General features: G+C 69.9%; 13 protein-coding genes and 1 pseudogene. 8 read left to right on the top strand and 6 right to left on the bottom strand.

Features of this window, described 5'->3' with window-relative positions; all coding sequences use genetic code 11:
- Positions 1–81 precede the first annotated feature (81 nt).
- The 5 genes and pseudogenes from G7043_RS18350 to G7043_RS18330 form a co-directional block, all read right to left on the bottom strand.
- Positions 82–417, bottom strand: a complete 336-nt coding sequence (locus G7043_RS18350) for an antibiotic biosynthesis monooxygenase family protein (RefSeq protein ID WP_166046864.1) — start codon at positions 415–417, stop codon at positions 82–84.
- Between the two features lie 13 nt (positions 418–430).
- Positions 431–1,309 carry an aldo/keto reductase gene (locus tag G7043_RS18345; RefSeq protein ID WP_166046863.1) on the bottom strand — a complete coding sequence of 293 codons (879 nt, stop codon included), beginning with the start codon at positions 1,307–1,309 and terminating at the stop codon, positions 431–433.
- A 76-nt stretch (positions 1,310–1,385) separates the two neighbouring features.
- A complete protein-coding gene (locus G7043_RS18340) occupies positions 1,386–2,414 on the bottom strand; it encodes a glycoside hydrolase family 5 protein (protein WP_166046862.1) in 1,029 nt (342 codons plus the stop codon).
- A gap of 97 nt (positions 2,415–2,511) precedes the next feature.
- A complete protein-coding gene (locus tag G7043_RS18335; protein ID WP_166046861.1) occupies positions 2,512–3,267 on the bottom strand; it encodes an ABC transporter permease in 756 nt (251 codons plus the stop codon).
- Positions 3,268–3,323: 56 nt separating this feature from the next.
- Positions 3,324–3,965 (bottom strand): annotated as a pseudogene (locus G7043_RS18330) (ABC transporter ATP-binding protein); the annotation flags it as partial.
- 111 nt (positions 3,966–4,076) lie between these two features.
- Here G7043_RS18330 and G7043_RS18325 point away from each other — a divergent pair.
- The 6 genes from G7043_RS18325 to G7043_RS18300 are packed head-to-tail and all read left to right on the top strand — an operon-like array spanning position 4,077 to position 11,281.
- Entirely contained in the window at positions 4,077–5,144 is a 1,068-nt protein-coding gene (locus G7043_RS18325) for a sensor histidine kinase (protein ID WP_166046859.1), read from the top strand.
- Positions 5,141–5,770 carry a response regulator gene (locus G7043_RS18320; RefSeq protein ID WP_166046858.1) on the top strand — a complete coding sequence of 210 codons (630 nt, stop codon included), beginning with the start codon at positions 5,141–5,143 and terminating at the stop codon, positions 5,768–5,770. Before G7043_RS18325 ends, G7043_RS18320 begins: the two co-directional genes overlap by 4 nt.
- A 9-nt stretch (positions 5,771–5,779) precedes the next feature.
- Entirely contained in the window at positions 5,780–6,874 is a 1,095-nt protein-coding gene (locus G7043_RS49895; RefSeq protein WP_166046857.1) for an AAA family ATPase, read from the top strand.
- The gene (locus G7043_RS18310; protein ID WP_166046856.1) at positions 6,871–7,377 is read left to right on the top strand and encodes a bpX5 domain-containing protein; all 507 of its coding nucleotides are present in this window, start codon (positions 6,871–6,873) and stop codon (positions 7,375–7,377) included. Before G7043_RS49895 ends, G7043_RS18310 begins: the two co-directional genes overlap by 4 nt.
- Positions 7,374–8,897: a hypothetical protein gene (locus G7043_RS18305; RefSeq protein WP_166046855.1), complete on the top strand. Its 1,524-nt coding sequence runs from the start codon at positions 7,374–7,376 to the stop codon at positions 8,895–8,897. The genes G7043_RS18310 and G7043_RS18305 overlap by 4 nt, the downstream gene beginning before the upstream one ends.
- Positions 8,894–11,281 carry a bpX6 domain-containing protein gene (locus G7043_RS18300; RefSeq protein ID WP_166046854.1) on the top strand — a complete coding sequence of 796 codons (2,388 nt, stop codon included), beginning with the start codon at positions 8,894–8,896 and terminating at the stop codon, positions 11,279–11,281. The genes G7043_RS18305 and G7043_RS18300 overlap by 4 nt, the downstream gene beginning before the upstream one ends.
- Positions 11,282–11,347: 66 nt before the next feature.
- On the opposite strand, the gene arc is transcribed toward G7043_RS18300, so the two are convergent.
- Complete coding sequence (arc, locus tag G7043_RS18295; protein ID WP_086669176.1) at positions 11,348–13,144, bottom strand: proteasome ATPase; 1,797 nt, start codon at positions 13,142–13,144, stop codon at positions 11,348–11,350.
- A 714-nt stretch (positions 13,145–13,858) separates the two neighbouring features.
- Between arc and G7043_RS18290 the strand changes: the two genes are divergently transcribed.
- Both G7043_RS18290 and G7043_RS47645 read left to right on the top strand, forming a co-directional pair.
- A complete protein-coding gene (locus tag G7043_RS18290) occupies positions 13,859–14,728 on the top strand; it encodes an Rv0361 family membrane protein (protein WP_166046853.1) in 870 nt (289 codons plus the stop codon).
- A 102-nt stretch (positions 14,729–14,830) separates the two neighbouring features.
- Entirely contained in the window at positions 14,831–15,634 is an 804-nt protein-coding gene (locus G7043_RS47645; protein WP_207311291.1) for a hypothetical protein, read from the top strand.
- Positions 15,635–15,654 lie beyond the last annotated feature (20 nt).

The raw sequence follows: 15,654 nt of genomic DNA, 5'->3' as shown, positions 1-15,654 counted from the left end.
ACAATGCTGATCGCGCGGCGTTTGTGCTGGTAGCGATGTTCCGCACGGCTTCACCGTGACATCTGTCAGAACCCGGACGAACTACGCCCGCTTGAAGCTGTGGCTGCGCTCCACCTTCCCGACGTGCAGCGTGTAGCTCTCGTACCACTGCTCCCGCCCGCGCTGTTGCGCCGCGCGGTGTTCGGTGTGGGTCCGCCACTGCGTGAGCGATTCGGCGTCGCGGAAGTACGCGACGGAGATGCCCAGTCCGCCGGGATTCTGCGCGTGGTCCATCCCCAGGAAGCCGGGGATGTCCCGCACGATCTCCTCCATGCGCGCGTTGGTCTCGGGGTAGCCGGCCTGCTCCTCGGTTCGCACCGTGGAGAACACAGCCACGTAGTAAGGGGGTTCGAAGGCCTCGACAGGTTGATCACTCACGGCGTCACGGTAACTAGTTCCAGCTCAATCCGGCACGGATTTTCCAGTACTGCTCGGCGGGCTCCGCGAGGTCCGGCAGGTCCACGTCGATCCGCAGCGCGTCCACATTGGACCTGAGCTGCTCCGGGCTCGCCGCACCGGACAGCACGACGTCGACCCACGGCTGCCGCGCGATCGCCGCCAGCGCGACCGCGTCCGGTCCCACGCCCAACGCTTCCGCCTGTGCCGCAACCGCTTGCGGGGGCTCGACGACGAGGCGGCCGTTGGCCACGCCTTCCTTGATGATCACGCGCAGGCCGGCGTCGTGCGCCTCCCGCAGCGCCTCACCGGCCGAGGTCTCCAGCACGTTCCACGTGGACTGGACGGACCCGAAGATGCCGAGCTCCAGTGCCTTGCGGATGGCGTCGGCCTGCCGCGGACCGGACGTGGAGAAGCCCAGCGAGACACCGATCGCGACCATCGCGTCCTGCAGCGCGCGGTCGGAGAACAGCGGGCTGTCGGCGGTCAGCGAGTGCACCTGATACAGCGACACCCGCGGCAACAACGCCGAAGTCTCCTGCCACTGCTGGGTGAAACGCGCGAGTGAGTGTTCCTTCACCTCGTGCACCTCGGCGTCGGGCCGCCAGTCCGCGGTGTAGGCGTAGCCCCACTTGCTGGAGATCGTCACGTCGTCGTGACCGGGCAGCCATGACGACAGGAAGTCCTCGGACAACCCGTACGAGCGCGCCGCGTCGACCCAGCGAACACCCAGCTCGTACGCCGTGTCGAGGACCCGATGGCACTGCTCGCGCATCGACTCGACGTCCCGCACCCGAGGCAACGCGTTCTCGCGGCCGAGGTTGATGTAGGCGGGACGACCGAGGGACGCGAGACCGAGCGCGAGTTGTGCCATGCCGACAACGGTAAACGGCGGCCCCGCAGGACCGCCGCTCACGTGACCCGCCGGGGTCGGTCTATCAGGCCAGGACCTAACGATTCGCCCTGATGTGGTTGCGCACCCACTTGCCGGCGTCCTTCAGCGGACCCTCACCGGCGAAGCTGTTGCCGGAGCAGGTACCGCTCTTGAACACCGCGCCCGTGCGGTGGTCGTCGGAGAAGTTCCAGTTGGTCCAGGAGATCTTCTTCGAGTTCATCAGGCTGATGAACTTGTTCGCCATGGTGAAGTCGTTGGGGCCGTCACCCGACGCCTCCTGCGAACCGAACTCGGTGACGAACACCGGCACCTGGTTCGACACCGTGTCCAGCGCCTTTAGGTAGCTGTCGCGGTGGTCCTTGGCGTAGAAGTGGAACGTGTACATCAGGTTCGAGGCGTTGACCTTGTTCTGGCTGACCTCGTTGATGTTCTTGCCGTCGGACAGGCCGAACGTCGACCAGCCGTGCGTGCCCACGAGCACCAGGCTGTCCGGGTCCTCCGCGCGGATCGTCGGGATGACGGCCTCCGCGTAGGACTTCACCCTCGCCCACGACACGCCGTTCGGCTCGTTGGCGATGTCGTAGATGATGTTCGTCTTGTTCTTGTGCCGCTGCGCGATCTCCTTGAAGAAGGTCTTGGCGCGCGCGGTGTTGTGGTTCGGGTCGCCCGGCGAGAGCTGGTGCCAGTCGACCAGCGCGTACATGCCGCGCTTGGTGGCCTCCTCGATGTAGCCGTGCACCATGTCGGTGAACTTGCGAGGGTTGCTCTCGTAGCCACCTTCCTGGATGTACATCGAGATGCGGAGCACGTCGGCCTTCCAGTCGGTCGCGAGCGCGTCCAGGGACGCGGTCTTGACGCACTGGGAGTACCACTGGATGCCGTGCGTGCTCATGCCCCGCAGCTGGACCTGCTGGCCCGCCTGGTTGCACAGCTTCACACCGCAGACCTTCAACTGGCCGTTGACCGCCGCGGATGAGCCCACTGGCAGCGCGGGTGCGGCGGCGACGGAACTGCCCGCCATCACACCGGTCAACGGGAGCACGACCGCCGCGGCGAGTGCCACCACAGACTTCTGCCAAGCCATTCAGCGTCTCCTCTCGGACTGCAGGCGGCGGATTAGATAGGTAAGTTTCCTTACCGATTAAAGGTATAGATGACCCTAAGGCCGCCCCAAGAGTGCGTCAAGCGTCTCGTCGCAGAAGAGTCACAGTTCCGGTACCCAGAGTCACCAATACGTACACGATCAAAGTTCCGGCGGCGGCCGGCGGACCCAGCGGTGCGTCGTCCACGATTCCGGCCACCTCCCAGACCAGGTACGGCACCATCACCGCGGAAGCGTCCATGTTCCAGGGGTCCGGCAGCATCGGCGTGATCGCCGGCAAGCCCCACAACAGGACGCCCACCACCACGATCGTCACGGCCGTCGACCGCACCGCGAGACCGATCCCGAGCCCGACCAACCCGGTCACCAGGATCGACAGCACCGCCGCACCCGCCCACGGGAGCACGTCGCCCAGCCCGTCCCAGGGAGCGATCGGCGGCGGCCGGTCGCCCATGATCAGCACGCTCGTGCCGATGCTGAACGCCAGCGCGGCGGCGCCGAGCACCACGGCCGTGGTGGCGACGAGCGCGGTTTTGGCGGCCAGCAAGCGTTTCCGGTCCGGCACGGCGGCCAGCGCGGTCAGCCTCGGGTCGGAGGTCGCGACCAGGGCGCCGAGCGCGGCGACCAGGAACTGGACGACCGGCGTGATCACCACGCTGCTGTCGGCGGAGGCGAACTTCGCCTGTTCGGCGGCAGGCGATGTGTCGTAGTCCTGGACGATCAGCCACGACAACAGCGCTCCCGCGGCCACCATCAGGCCGATGGTCGCGACGAGACCCCACGGCGCGCGGACGGTCCGGAGCTTCAGCCACTCCGCGGCGAGCGCGTTCTTCACAGTCCCCTCCCCGAGGTGAGGTCGAGGTAGGCGTCCTCCAGGGAACCGTTGCGCGTCAACGCCTCCATCGGCGTCTCCTGGACCAGCTGTCCTCTTGCGACGATCACGACGTGGTCGGCGGTCAGCGCCATCTCGCTCATCAGGTGGCTGGAGACGAAGACCGTGCGGCCCTCCTTCGCGAGCCCACGCATGAGGTCGCGGATCCACCGCACGCCTTCCGGGTCCAGGCCGTTGACCGGCTCGTCGAACATCAGCACGTGCGGGTCGCCCAGCAGTGCGGCCGCGACGCCGAGCCGTTGCTTCATGCCGAGCGACAGCGTCTTGATCCGCTTGTGCCGCACGCCTCCCAGGCCGACCTGCTCCAACAGCTCGACGGCGCGCTTCCCGCTGATCCCGTTGCTCGCCGCGAGCCAGCGCAGGTGGTCGAGCGCCTTGCGGCCGTGGTGCACCGCGGACGGGTCCAGCAGCACGCCGACGTGTCGCAACGGGTGGTCCAGGTCCTGGTACCGCTTGCCGTTGACGAGCGCCTCGCCCTCGGTGGGCCGGTCCAGCCCCAGGATCATGCGCATCGTCGTGGACTTGCCGGCGCCGTTCGGGCCGAGGAAGCCCGTCACCAGTCCGGGGTGGACGGTGAACGACAGCCCGTCGACGGCCGTCGTGTCCCCGTATCTCTTCGTCAGGTTCCGCACCTCGATCATGCCGAGGAGGTTCCTTCCCGGAGCCTCCCAGCGGATCGGCCCGTGCTCCGATCCCGGGAATCGGACCGTGGTCCGAGGCGCACCGCCCCGCCGCTCGTTAACGTCGACCCCGTGATCGCGAAACTGCACCTCTACCTGGTCGACGTGGCCGCCGCGCTGGTGATCTGGATCCTCGTCACCTACGCGATCCTCGAACCCCACGTCCACGTGTCACCGTGGATCGCGGTGCCGGTGGCCGGACTGGTCGCCGTGCCCGTCGCCGTCCGCCGGTGGTGGCCGGAGATCGCGCTGGGCGTGACCACCGCCGCGATGGTGGTGTCAGTGATGAGCCAGGTGCTGCCCGTGCAGGCGCTCGGCGCCCCGGTGGGAGCGGTCTGCTTCGGGCTCTACACGGTGGCGGTCGAACGCGAGCGCACCTGGTCTCTGGTCGCGCTCGTGATCACGATCGTGGCGACCGCCGGGATCTCCGGTGGCGAGGCCGAGAGCGTGCTGGTCGCCTTCGCCGCGTTGGGCGCGGTGTGGGTCATCGGCTACACCACCCAGCTGAGGCGCTCGATGATCACGCGCGAAGCGTCGCAGCAGGCCGAACAGGCGTTGGCCGACGAACGCCTGCGCATCGCCCGCGAACTGCACGACGTCGTGGCGCACAACCTCTCCCTGATCGCGGTGCAGGCGGGCAACGCCGCACACGTGCGCTCACCCGAGCACGCCTACGAGGCCCTGCAGGTCATCTCGGAGACCAGCCGGGCGGCGCTGACCGAGATGCGCAGCCTGCTCGGGGTGCTGCGCTCCGACGCCGATCTCGCGCCCTCCCCCGGCCTCGACGGGCTGGCCGACCTCGCCGACCGAGCCTCGCTGGCGGGCGTGCGGGTCTCGTTGGACGTGCGAGGCTCCGGTGTACCGGAAGGTGTCGGGCTGTCGGCATACCGGATCGTGCAGGAGGCTTTGACGAACGTCGTGAAGCACGCGGCGCCGGCGTCGTGCACGGTGGTGGTAGAGGTGACGTCGTCGTCGGTGCGCATCGAGGTGACCGATGACGGGCCTGGGGTGAAGGAGCTCGGAGTGGGGCACGGGTTGATCGGCATGCGCGAACGCGTGGCCGTGTACGGGGGCACGTTCAGCGCGGGACCGGGCGAGAACGGCGGTTTCCGGGTCACGGCGGAGCTGCCGTACTCATGATCAAAGTGCTGATCGTCGACGACCAGGCGTTGCTGCGCGCCAGCTTCCGCCTGTTGGTCGACAACGAACCCGATCTGACCGCGGTGGGCGAGGCGGGCACGGGCGCGGAGGCCGTCGCACTGGCCGCGGAGCTCGAGCCGGACGTCGTGCTGATGGACATCCGCATGCCCGAGATGGACGGCATCGAGGCCACCAAGCTGCTGGACGGCCCGCGTGTGCTGGTGCTGACGACGTTCGACCTGGACGAGTACGTCTTCGGCGCGTTGCGGGCCGGTGCCTCGGGGTTCCTCGTGAAGGACACCCCGCCCGCCGAGCTGCTGGCGGCGATCCGAGTGGTGGCCACGGGCGAGTCGTTGCTCTCGCCGTCCGTCACCCGCCGGCTGATCCGGGAGTTCGTCCGGCAGCCCGCGGCGCCGTCCGTCTCGGGACTGGAACGGCTGACCGAGCGGGAGAAGGAGGTGCTGCTGCTGATCGCGCGCGGACTGTCCAATGCGGAGATCATGGCGGCACTGCACGTCAGCACCGGCACGGTGAAGACGCACATCGGGAACCTGCTCGCGAAACTGCACGCACGCGACCGGGCACAGCTGGTTATTGCGGCCTACGAGGCGGGTCTCGTCGGTTAGCCTCACCGCGTGTTCTCTGGGGATGTCACCGCTGTCCGGGAGGCTGTCGCCGCCGCGCAGTCCGGTTTGGTCGATCGTGAGCTGATCGCCGAGGTCGTCGTGCTGTGCGCCGTCGCGGGCGAGCACGCGCTCGTGGTCGGGGCGCCGGGCACGGCAAAGTCGGCGGCGGTGCGGGCGGTCGCGCGGCAGCTGGGCGGCGCGTACTTCGAGTACGTGCTGGGGCGTTTCACCGAGCCCAACGAGCTCTTCGGCCCGGTGGACCTGCGGCGGCTCAAGGACGGCGTGGTCGAGATCGAGACCGCGGGCATGCTGCCGGAGGCCGAGGTCGCGTTCCTGGACGAGGTGTTCCTGGGGTCGACGGCGATCCTGAACACCTTGCTGGGACTGCTGAACGAACGGGTGTTCCGGCGCGGCGCCACCCGGCTCGCCAGCCCGCTGCGGGTGTGCGTGGGCGCCACCAACACACTGCCGGACGACCCGGTGCTCGCGGCGTTCGCGGACCGGTTCCTGGTGCGGGTGTTCGTGGACCCGGTCGCGGACGCGCTGCTCGAGGAACTGCTGGAGACCGCGTGGTCACCGGTGGAGAGCCCGGTCGCCGGAGCGCTCGCGGCGGTGGACCGGCTGACCGAACAGGCACGGGCCGTCGACCTGCGGCCCGTGGTGCCCGCCGCGGCCACGGCGGTGCGCCGGCTGCGGCACGCGGGCGTGGTGCTCAGCGACCGTCGCGTGGTGCGGGCGCAGCGGCTGGTCGCGGCGGCGGCCGTGCTGGACGGCCGGACCACGGCGTCGGTGGAGGACCTGTGGGTGCTGCCGCTGATCGCCCCCAGCCGCGAGACCCAGGCGCTGGCCCGCGACGTGCTCGGCGACCTGATCGACAAGGCGCGCAACGCGAGCCTCGTGCACGCGGCGGAGGAGTTCTCCCGCGGCCCGCAGGCGCGGGCGGAACGGCTGACGCTCACCGCCGAGAAGGTGCTCGACGGCGCCCCGGACCGGCTGCGCGTCGAGGCGACGCTGCGGGAGATCGACGCGGGCTTCACCGCCGAGGACCTGCCCGCCGGGCTGCGCGACACCCGCGCCCGTCTCATCGCCGCGCTGCAGCCGTGAGACCCCTGACCTGGACCCGCCGCGAGCCACCTGGCTCGTCCACGTCCCCTGCCACCTCGCCTCACCGCGAGCCGTCACCCCTTCCGGCGGCCGCGGCACCCCTGAGCTGGACCCGCCGCGAACCACCGCTGCACCCCGCGGCCGTGGCGGGTGGCCCGGAACTGCGGGCTGTCACCGTACGGCGCCTGCGCGAAGGTGCCGAGCTGCGAGTGGCGTTCGGGCCTGCGTGGACGCTGGTGGTGGGCGACGACCTGCCGTGGGTGGACGGCGCCACCTACCTCGGCTGGGACGACGGGCTGCTGCTGCCGACCACGCTCGCGCCGTCGGCACCGGCGGGGCTGTTGCGGCACGCGCTGCCCGACGACGTGCTAGCCGTGCTGCCGGGTGCCGTGCTGACCGGACCGGCACCGAAGCGCACGGCTGACCCGGAGTTGCTGGCATCGGCGCCGACCCGTGCGGCGCACCCGGAGCGGCGCGGCTGGGCACCGGGGGTATCAGCATGACGCTGCCCGACGCCCTCCGCCCGTGGGCCGCCACGCTGTCCACAATGGACCTCGACCTCGCCACCGCGCTGGGCCCGCTGCTCAAGGACCTGGACGAGTTCATCAACGCCGCCACGACCACGCACCCGCACCGGGGCGAACCGGACGGGTTCGGCGGCATCGGCCTGCGCGGCGAACCCGAGCGCATCCTGGTCTCCGAGTGGGCGCTGGCCGAACACTTCCCGCACGAGTTCCTCCGCAGAGCCGCCACCGGCGAACTCCTCTACACCACCCCGGAGTTCGTGGAGCCCCACCGCAAAGGACAGGCCGCGGTCCTCGTCGACGCCGGACCCGACCAGCTCGGCGCGGCCCGGCTGGTGCAGCTCGCCGCGCTCATCGTGTTGCAGCGCAGGGAACCCGACCTGCTGCTCGGCGTGCTCGGCGACGAGCCGGGCAGCTGGCACCCCGCCGACCTCAAGAGGCTCCTCGACGCCCGCCGCGCCGCCCGGCCGGACCAGGGCGACGTGCGGAAGTGGGCGGACACGGTCGACGACCTGTGGTTGCTGAGCAGTCCCCGGCTGACCTCGTCACGCTGCCTCACCACCACCGAGTCGGCGTGGGACGACCGGGGAGCCACCGCGGTGCGCGTCGAGTTGAACGGGCTCACCACCGAACTGACGTTGCCCGGCAGGAGGCACGGCGTCCGGTTGTTGCGCGGCAACCTGCGCACACCGCCGCCGGACCCCAAGCGCACCACCACACTGCGGTTCCCGTCCTTCCCCGGTGCCGAGAAGGTGTTGCTGGCGCGCGGCGGCACCGATCGGGACCTGGTGGTGCTGCGGGTCGTCAGCGGCAGCCAGAAGATCCACCGCCTGCCGGGACGGCTGCTCGCCGCCGCCCAGGTGGACAAGCGAATCGTCACGCTCGTGGAGCAGGACGGCGTCGTGCGCCCGCACGTCATCGGCAACCAGATCAGGGCCTTCAACCGGCTGCGCGTGCCCGCCGAGGAGCTCCAGATCGACCCGGAACAGGTCGCGGCCACCGGACTCGCGCCGCTGCACCTGTTCGGGAACTCCGTGCTGTGCCGGTGGAACGAGGACTGGAACTGGTGGGCTCTCGAAGCCGGTGTGCCTCCACGCTTCACGGCGTTCGCGGTGGTCGCGCCCGGCAACCACCCCGCGGACGAGCCGCGCACGTCCAGGACACCCGTGTTGCTCGGACCGCCGCCGTTGTTCGCCACACCGGAGAAGGACAACCGGTGGCGGTTCGACGGCCACGCGGACATCGTGCTCCCGGAAGGCGCCCGGCCGCTCGGGCTGCACCTGTTCGAGGACAACAAACCGGGGATCGTCTTCCAGGAAGGCCTCATCCTGCGCGTGCGGACCGCGGCGCGCACCCGGACGCTCACGGCCTGGTCCGGGGCGCCCGCCGTGGTGCACCCGATGCAGCCCTGGGTCGCGGCACCACGCCCTGACGGGCGCATCGAGGTCGGCCACCTCGTCACCGGTCAGCGGATCGCGACCATGAGAGGTGACGCGTGACCACGTTCCGCGGCACCGTCACCGCCAAGGCGTTCGTCATCGACGTCGGCGTCATCGGCGAGACCGAGGCCCGCGCCCGCGTCCTCGACCTGTGGCAGCCCGGCGCCCGCATCTACCTGACGCCAACGGGATCGTGGCTCGTCGCGCTCGCCGAGCCGGTGGAGGTCCGCGCCGAACGAGCACCCGGCCTGCCCCTCACCGAGGTGCCCGACGGCCTCCAGCCGCTCGACTGTGCACAGTGGACGGACACGAGCGGCCTCACCCGGCACGAGCTCACCCCCGCCGACGACGAGCCGGCGCCGGTTCTCGTCGAGTCGACCGTCCCCGAGACACCCCGGCTGAGGTTCCGCGGTGGCATCGGCGCGCCCTCCAAGCACGTCGGGAAGCTCACCGGCGGTGACGTCCGGCTGGCCCTCGGCACGGCCACCGTCGTCATGCTCTCCCTCGGCGTCTTCGCCGTGGTGCCGCTCGTGCTCTTCGCACTGGCCCCGGACCGCGGCAAACCGATGCTGTTGATCGCGTTCGTCGTCGGCGTCACCGCCCTGGTGAAGACGTTGGCCAGCACCGAGGGCACGGCCACCGCAGCCACCGCGGCCGCCGAACCGCCGAACTTCTGGGTGCGGCTGGTGATGCGCACGCCGTTGCGCGGACTGGTGCGCTCGAAGCACGACAGGTACCTGCGCAGGCTCACGGAACTGTTCGAGCGCAGGGACTGGCACAACGCGCTGCGTGACGCGATCGGCATCGGCCAGGACGGTGAGGGCCGGCTGAGCCTGCGGGTGCCGCAGCGGCGCACCGGGGCGCTGCGGCCGAACACCGCCCTCGGACCGGGTGCCGGGCCGTACTACGGGCCTGAGGTCCAGCAGCACCTCCAGAGCCTCTACCGAACCGCCGCGGAGGAGCTGGAACGGCTCGGGCGCCACGACGAGGCCGCGTTCGTGCACGCCGACCTGCTCGGCGACCCCGCCGCGGCCGTGGCGATGTACGAACGGCTCGGCAGGTGGACCGACGCCGCCGAGCTCGCCGACGGCCTCCGCCTCGACCCGGACCTCGTGGTGCGGCTCTGGATGCGCGCCGGGAACAAGGAGCGCGCGATCGACGTGGCACGGCTGCGCGGTGCGTTCTCCGCCGCCATCGCCCGGCTCTCCGCCGAGGAGGGACGTGAGCTGCGCGCGGAGTGGGTGCGCGAGCGGCAGGCGGCCGGCGACCACCTCGGCGCGGTCGCGGCGGCCTGGCCCGACGACACCACCCGGCCGCTGGCGATGGTCAGCATCCAGGCCGGCATGGCCCTCGGCGGCCCGGCGAGCAGCACGCTGTTCGCCCACCTCGTCGTCGGCTGGCCGTCCCCCCGCACGCACACCGCGGCGCTCGCCCTGCTCGACAGCGACGACCCTCAGCTCGCCGGGTCCCGCCAGCACTTCGTCGACGCCTGGCTCGCGCTGAAGGGCGGTGACCGGGAGCTCGGCAGCGCGGCCACCAGGGCGTTCGTGCGCGACGGCACCGCGGCGCCACCGGCGTTGACGAAGGTGGCCGACCCGTTGCTCGCCGCCGATCTGCCCAAGGTCCCGAAACCCCACCGGGACGTGCCGGACCTCGCCTTCCCCGCGTTGCCGGCCCAGCTGGTGGTCCGCGACGCGGTGGCGTTGCGCGGCGGCGCGGTCCTGGTGGCGCTGGGCGACCAGGGCACGCGGCTGGTCACCGCGGACGGCCGCACCCGTGCGCGGTGGGACGTGCCCGCGCACCAGATCGTGATCGCCGACCACGGCGGGTCGGCGCTGCTGGTGGGCCGGCGCGGCGCCGTCTGCGAGGTCCACCACCTCGACCTGGCCTCCCGCAAGGTCCGCCACTGGACCACGCTCGCCCACCGCACGTTCGTCGGCTCGTTCGACGGCGGCATCGCGGTCGTGGTGGGACCGGACGGCCTGGAGTTCCTGGACGTGCGCAGGGACCGGCCGACGGTGGTGTGGCGGGAGCTGGACCGCGACGCGCGGGTGTTCAGCATCGCCCGCAACGAGCACAGCCTCGCGGTGATGTTCGAGAAGCCCGGCGACGACCAGCTCGATCTGTGGCGATGGGACCTGCCGGACCTCACGCTGCGCCGACGCGGCCGTTGGATGAGCCGTGACGTCCCGGGGCGACGGACGCTGATGCCCTCCGGTGCCCAGTCCATCGGCATCGTGGACGGCGACGCCTCGTACGTGGAGGGGCAGGAGTGCCTGGAGGTCTACACCCCGAAGGGCCTCGTGGCGCGGACGACCGCGGTGCTGCACGACATCCGCTGGCACGCGGGGCTGGTCACGCTGATCGACCACGACAGCCGCGTGGTGGCGGTGGACGCCGAGACCCGCGAGCAGGTCGCGGCGTTCGCCCTCCGAGTCACCTGAAAACGATGAAGGGACCCTTCATCCACGTCAGGTGGATGAAGGGTCCCTTCATCGTCAAAAGCAGGACTACAGGTACGTGCCGGTGTTCGTGGCCGTGTCGATCGCGCGGCCCGTCTCCTGGTTCTTCCCGGTGACGAGCGTGCGGATGTAGACGATCCGCTCGCCCTTCTTGCCCGAGATGCGTGCCCAGTCGTCCGGGTTCGTCGTGTTCGGCAGGTCCTCGTTCTCGGCGAACTCGTCGACGATGGCGGCCTGCAGGTGCCGGACCGAGAGGCCGGGCTGCTTGGTGTCGAGCAGCGACTTGATCGCCGCCTTCTTGGCCCTGTCGACGATGTTCTGGATCATCGCGCCGGAGTTGAAGTCCCGGAAGTACAGGACCTCCTTGTCACCGTTGGCGTAGGTGACCTCCAGGAAGCGGTTCTCCTCGGACTCCTCGTACATGCGCTCCACGGTGTGCTGCACCATGCCCTCGATGCAGGCCTTCGGGTCCCCGCCGAACTCGGCGAGGTCGTCGGCGTGCAGCGGGAGGTTGGGCGTCAGGTACTTGTTGAAGATGTCCTTCGCGCCCTCGGCGTCCGGTCGCTCGATCTTGATCTTCACGTCGAGTCGGCCGGGGCGGAGGATCGCCGGGTCGATCATGTCCTCGCGGTTGGAGGCGCCGATGACGATGACGTTCTCCAGGCCCTCGACGCCGTCGATCTCCGAGAGCAGCTGGGGCACGATCGTCGTCTCGACGTCGGACGACACACCGGAACCGCGGGTGCGGAAGATCGAGTCCATCTCGTCGAAGAACACGATCACCGGGGTGCCCTCGGACGCCTTCTCACGCGCTCGCTGGAAGATCAGGCGGATGTGCCGCTCGGTCTCACCGACGAACTTGTTGAGGAGCTCGGGGCCCTTGATGTTGAGGAAGTAGGACTTGGCCTGCTTGTCGGTCTCGCCGCGGATCTCCCGCACCTTCTTGGCCAGCGAGTTCGCCACCGCCTTGGCGATGAGCGTCTTGCCGCAGCCGGGAGGGCCGTAGAGCAGCACGCCCTTGGGCGGGCGCAGCTCGTACTCGCGGAAGAGGTCCGCGTGCAGGAAGGGCAGTTCCACGGCGTCGCGGATCTGCTCGATCTGCCGGGACAGGCCGCCGATGTCGCTGTAGTCGATGTCCGGGACCTCCTCGAGCACGAGGTCCTCGACCTCGGCCTTGGGGACCCGTTCGTAGGCGAAACCCGCCTTCGAGTCGACCAGCAGCGAGTCGCCGGGCTTGAGCGGCGAGTCGAGCAGCGGCTGGGCGAGCCAGACCACCCTCTCCTCGTCCGCGTGGCCGACGACCAGCGCGCGGGCGATGGTGTCCTCACCGTCCTCGGTGAGCACCTCCCGCAGTGCGCAGACCTCACCCGACCGCTCGAAACCACCGGCTTCGACGACCGTCAGCGCCTCGTTGAGGCGGACGGACTGGCCGTAGGCGATCTTCTCCGGCTCGACCGCCGGAGACACGGCGACCCGCATCCGGCGGCCGGACGTGAAGACGTCGACCGTCCCGTCGTCGAACCGCGCCATGAAGACGCCGTACCCGCTGGGTGGCTGGGCCAGCCGGTCGACCTCCTCACGCAGCGCGAGCAGCTGGCTTCGTGCTTCGCGGAGGGTGTCTATGAGCTTCGTGTTTCGCTCGGTCAGCTGGCTGACGCGCTCTGTCGCCTCAGCCAAGCGCTGCTCGAGCAACCGCGTGTGCCGCGGCGACTCGGTCAGCTTGCGACGCAGCGACGCGATCTCGTCCTCGAGGAACCTGATCTGCGCTGTCAGCTCAGCAGAATTGTTGCCCTGGTTCAGCTCGCCACCCTCATCGGGTTGGCTGCCGGGATGACCGTGCTGCATGTCGGCACCCTCCTCCCGTGTTCGTACCGATTACGGTACCGGCGATCACCGACAAAATCGTGTACTCACAACATCATCTTCGCTCGTGTGACGCAACGGTCCGGCCTCCAACAGAGGTCAACTGCTCCATCCCGGTGTCCGGTTCGACCGCCCGACCGCTACGGTGCGTCCCAGAAACCTCTACTGGCGTTTCGCCCTGCGACACGCCAGCCGACCTGCGAGAAGTCCGAGGAGAGGGTCATGGGAGCACCTGGCACGGCGCCCCGTCCCCACGCTCCGCGACCACCCTCGGACGACCTTGAACACGCCCGGTGCGGCTCACGGCCCGGCGACGGGCACGAACCCGCCGTCGTCCCACCAGGTGGACCACTGGCTGGTCCGATCGGTGGTCACGCACCGCTACCCACCCCGTTCGCTCTCGTCGGAGGACCCGCTCAGCCACGACTCCAGCAGGACCGGAGAACGTGCGGCCAACCGGGTGGTTTCGCCTGCGCGACCGGCGCACCACCCCGACAGCGCAGTGCATCGCGCTCGATTCCCGGTGGAGTTGCCACAATCGTTATCAGACACGGCCTTCTCGCGGCCAGACGGGCACCGCACGCGTGTGCATGACCACTCATGCGGGTCGATAGGTTTCATTCGGCCGCGCGTTAGTCCGCGAAGTACCACAATGTCCACCGAAAAGATCACCTCATCCGCATCGGGGGAGTTTCGATGACCTACCCGCCGCAGCAGCCCGGTCCCTACGGGCAGCAGCCGCAGCCCGGTGGGCCGTACGGGCAGCAGCCGCCGCAGCAGCCGGGTTACGGCCAGCAGCCGCAGCCGGGTCACGGCCAGCAGCCGCAGCCCGGATACGGCCAGCAGCCGCCACCCGGTTACGGCCAGCAGCCGGGTCCGTACGGCCAGCCGCAGCAGGACCCGTTCGGCCAGCAGGGCCCGCAGAGCGGTGGCTTCCCGCAGCAGGGCTACGGCCAGCCCGGTCAGCCCGGTCCTTACGGCCAGCAGCCGCAGTACGGCCAGCCCGGTGGGTTCGGCGGTCCGCCGCCGCCCAAGAAGGGCAACACCGGCCTGATCATCGGCGTCGTCATCGGCGTGCTGGTGCTCGTCGGTGGTGGCATCACGGCCGCGGTCGTGTTCTCCGGCAACGACTCGAACAGCTCGAACAGCTCGTCGCCCGACTCGAACAGCGGCAACAGCAACGCCGGCGGTGGTGACGAGGCGGCCGACGTGAAGAAGGTCGCCGAGGAGTACTACGCCGCGAGCGCCGCCAAGAACGAGAGCAAGGCCAAGTCGATGGCCTGCTCGGCGGCCCTCAAGGAGGCCGAGGAGGCGGAGAAGAAGCTCACGCCGGAGCAGCGCAAGCTGGCCGAGGAGCTCAAGAAGATGCCCCCGCCCAAGATCAACGTCAAGGACGTGAAGGTCACCGGCGACACCGCGGACGTCTCCGTCTCGACCAGCGTGACGCTGGGCACCGAGACCAAGAACTTCGACACGACCGTGAAGTTCAAGAAGGAATCGGGCGACTGGAAGTTCTGCACGCTGGCCAAGGACCTGAAGCTGCCGGACTTTCAACCGACCAGGTGAGCTGACCCGCGCGGAGGGCCCTGCCGATTCGGCGGGGCCCTTTGTGATCCACCACAATTGCCCAGCGAGAAGATCAGTTTCAGCAGCATCGGGGGAATTTCGATGACCTATCCACCGCAGCAGCCCGGCCCGTACGGCCAGCAGCCGGGGTACGGCCAGCCACAGCCGGGATACGGCCAGCAGCCGCCGCCCGGCGGCCCTTACGGCCAGCCCCAGCCGGGCCCGTACGGCCAGCCGGGACCGCAGAGCGGTGGCTTCCCGCAGCAGGGCTACGGCCAGCCCGGCCAGCCCGGTCCTTACGGCCAGCAGCCGCAGTACGGCCAGCCCGGCGGGTTCGGCGGTCCCCCGCCGCCGAAGAAGAGCAACACCGGCCTGATCATCGGCGTCGTCCTCGGCGTGCTGGTGCTCGTGGGCGGCGGTGTGACGGCTGTCCTGGTGTTCTCCGGCAACGACTCGAACAGCACCAACACGGCGTCGTCGAACACCACCGAGCCACCCGGCGACGCCTCACAGCCGCAGAGCACCAAGACGACCGCACCGGGCAGCACCAAGAGCGGCAGCGGTGACCGCGGCGCCGAGGAGGTCGCGAAGAAGTTCAGCGACGTGGTCCTCAAGGGCATGAAGGCGGGCAGCAGCGACCCGAACGACGTCAAGGAGTTCGTCTGCGCCGCGGAGTTCCCGAAGCTCAGGGCCAAGACCAGTGCCCCGCAGGCGGGCGCGACGGCCACCGTGGCCGACGTGAAGACCTCGGGCAGCAGCGGCACGTTCACGCAGCGGCTCACCGGGCTCGTCGACCCGAACAACCCCGGCAAGGCCCAGTCGGGCGAGATCGTCTACAAGCTGTCGAAGGAAGGCGGCGACTGGAAGGTCTGCGGCATCGACAGCATCGGCACACCGACCAAGTGAGCGGTGAGGGCCCCGCCGGA

This window comes from Lentzea alba, from assembly GCF_011067745.1.
Lineage (GTDB): Bacteria > Actinomycetota > Actinomycetes > Mycobacteriales > Pseudonocardiaceae > Lentzea > Lentzea alba.
This window is presented reverse-complemented; position numbering and strand designations above follow the sequence as displayed.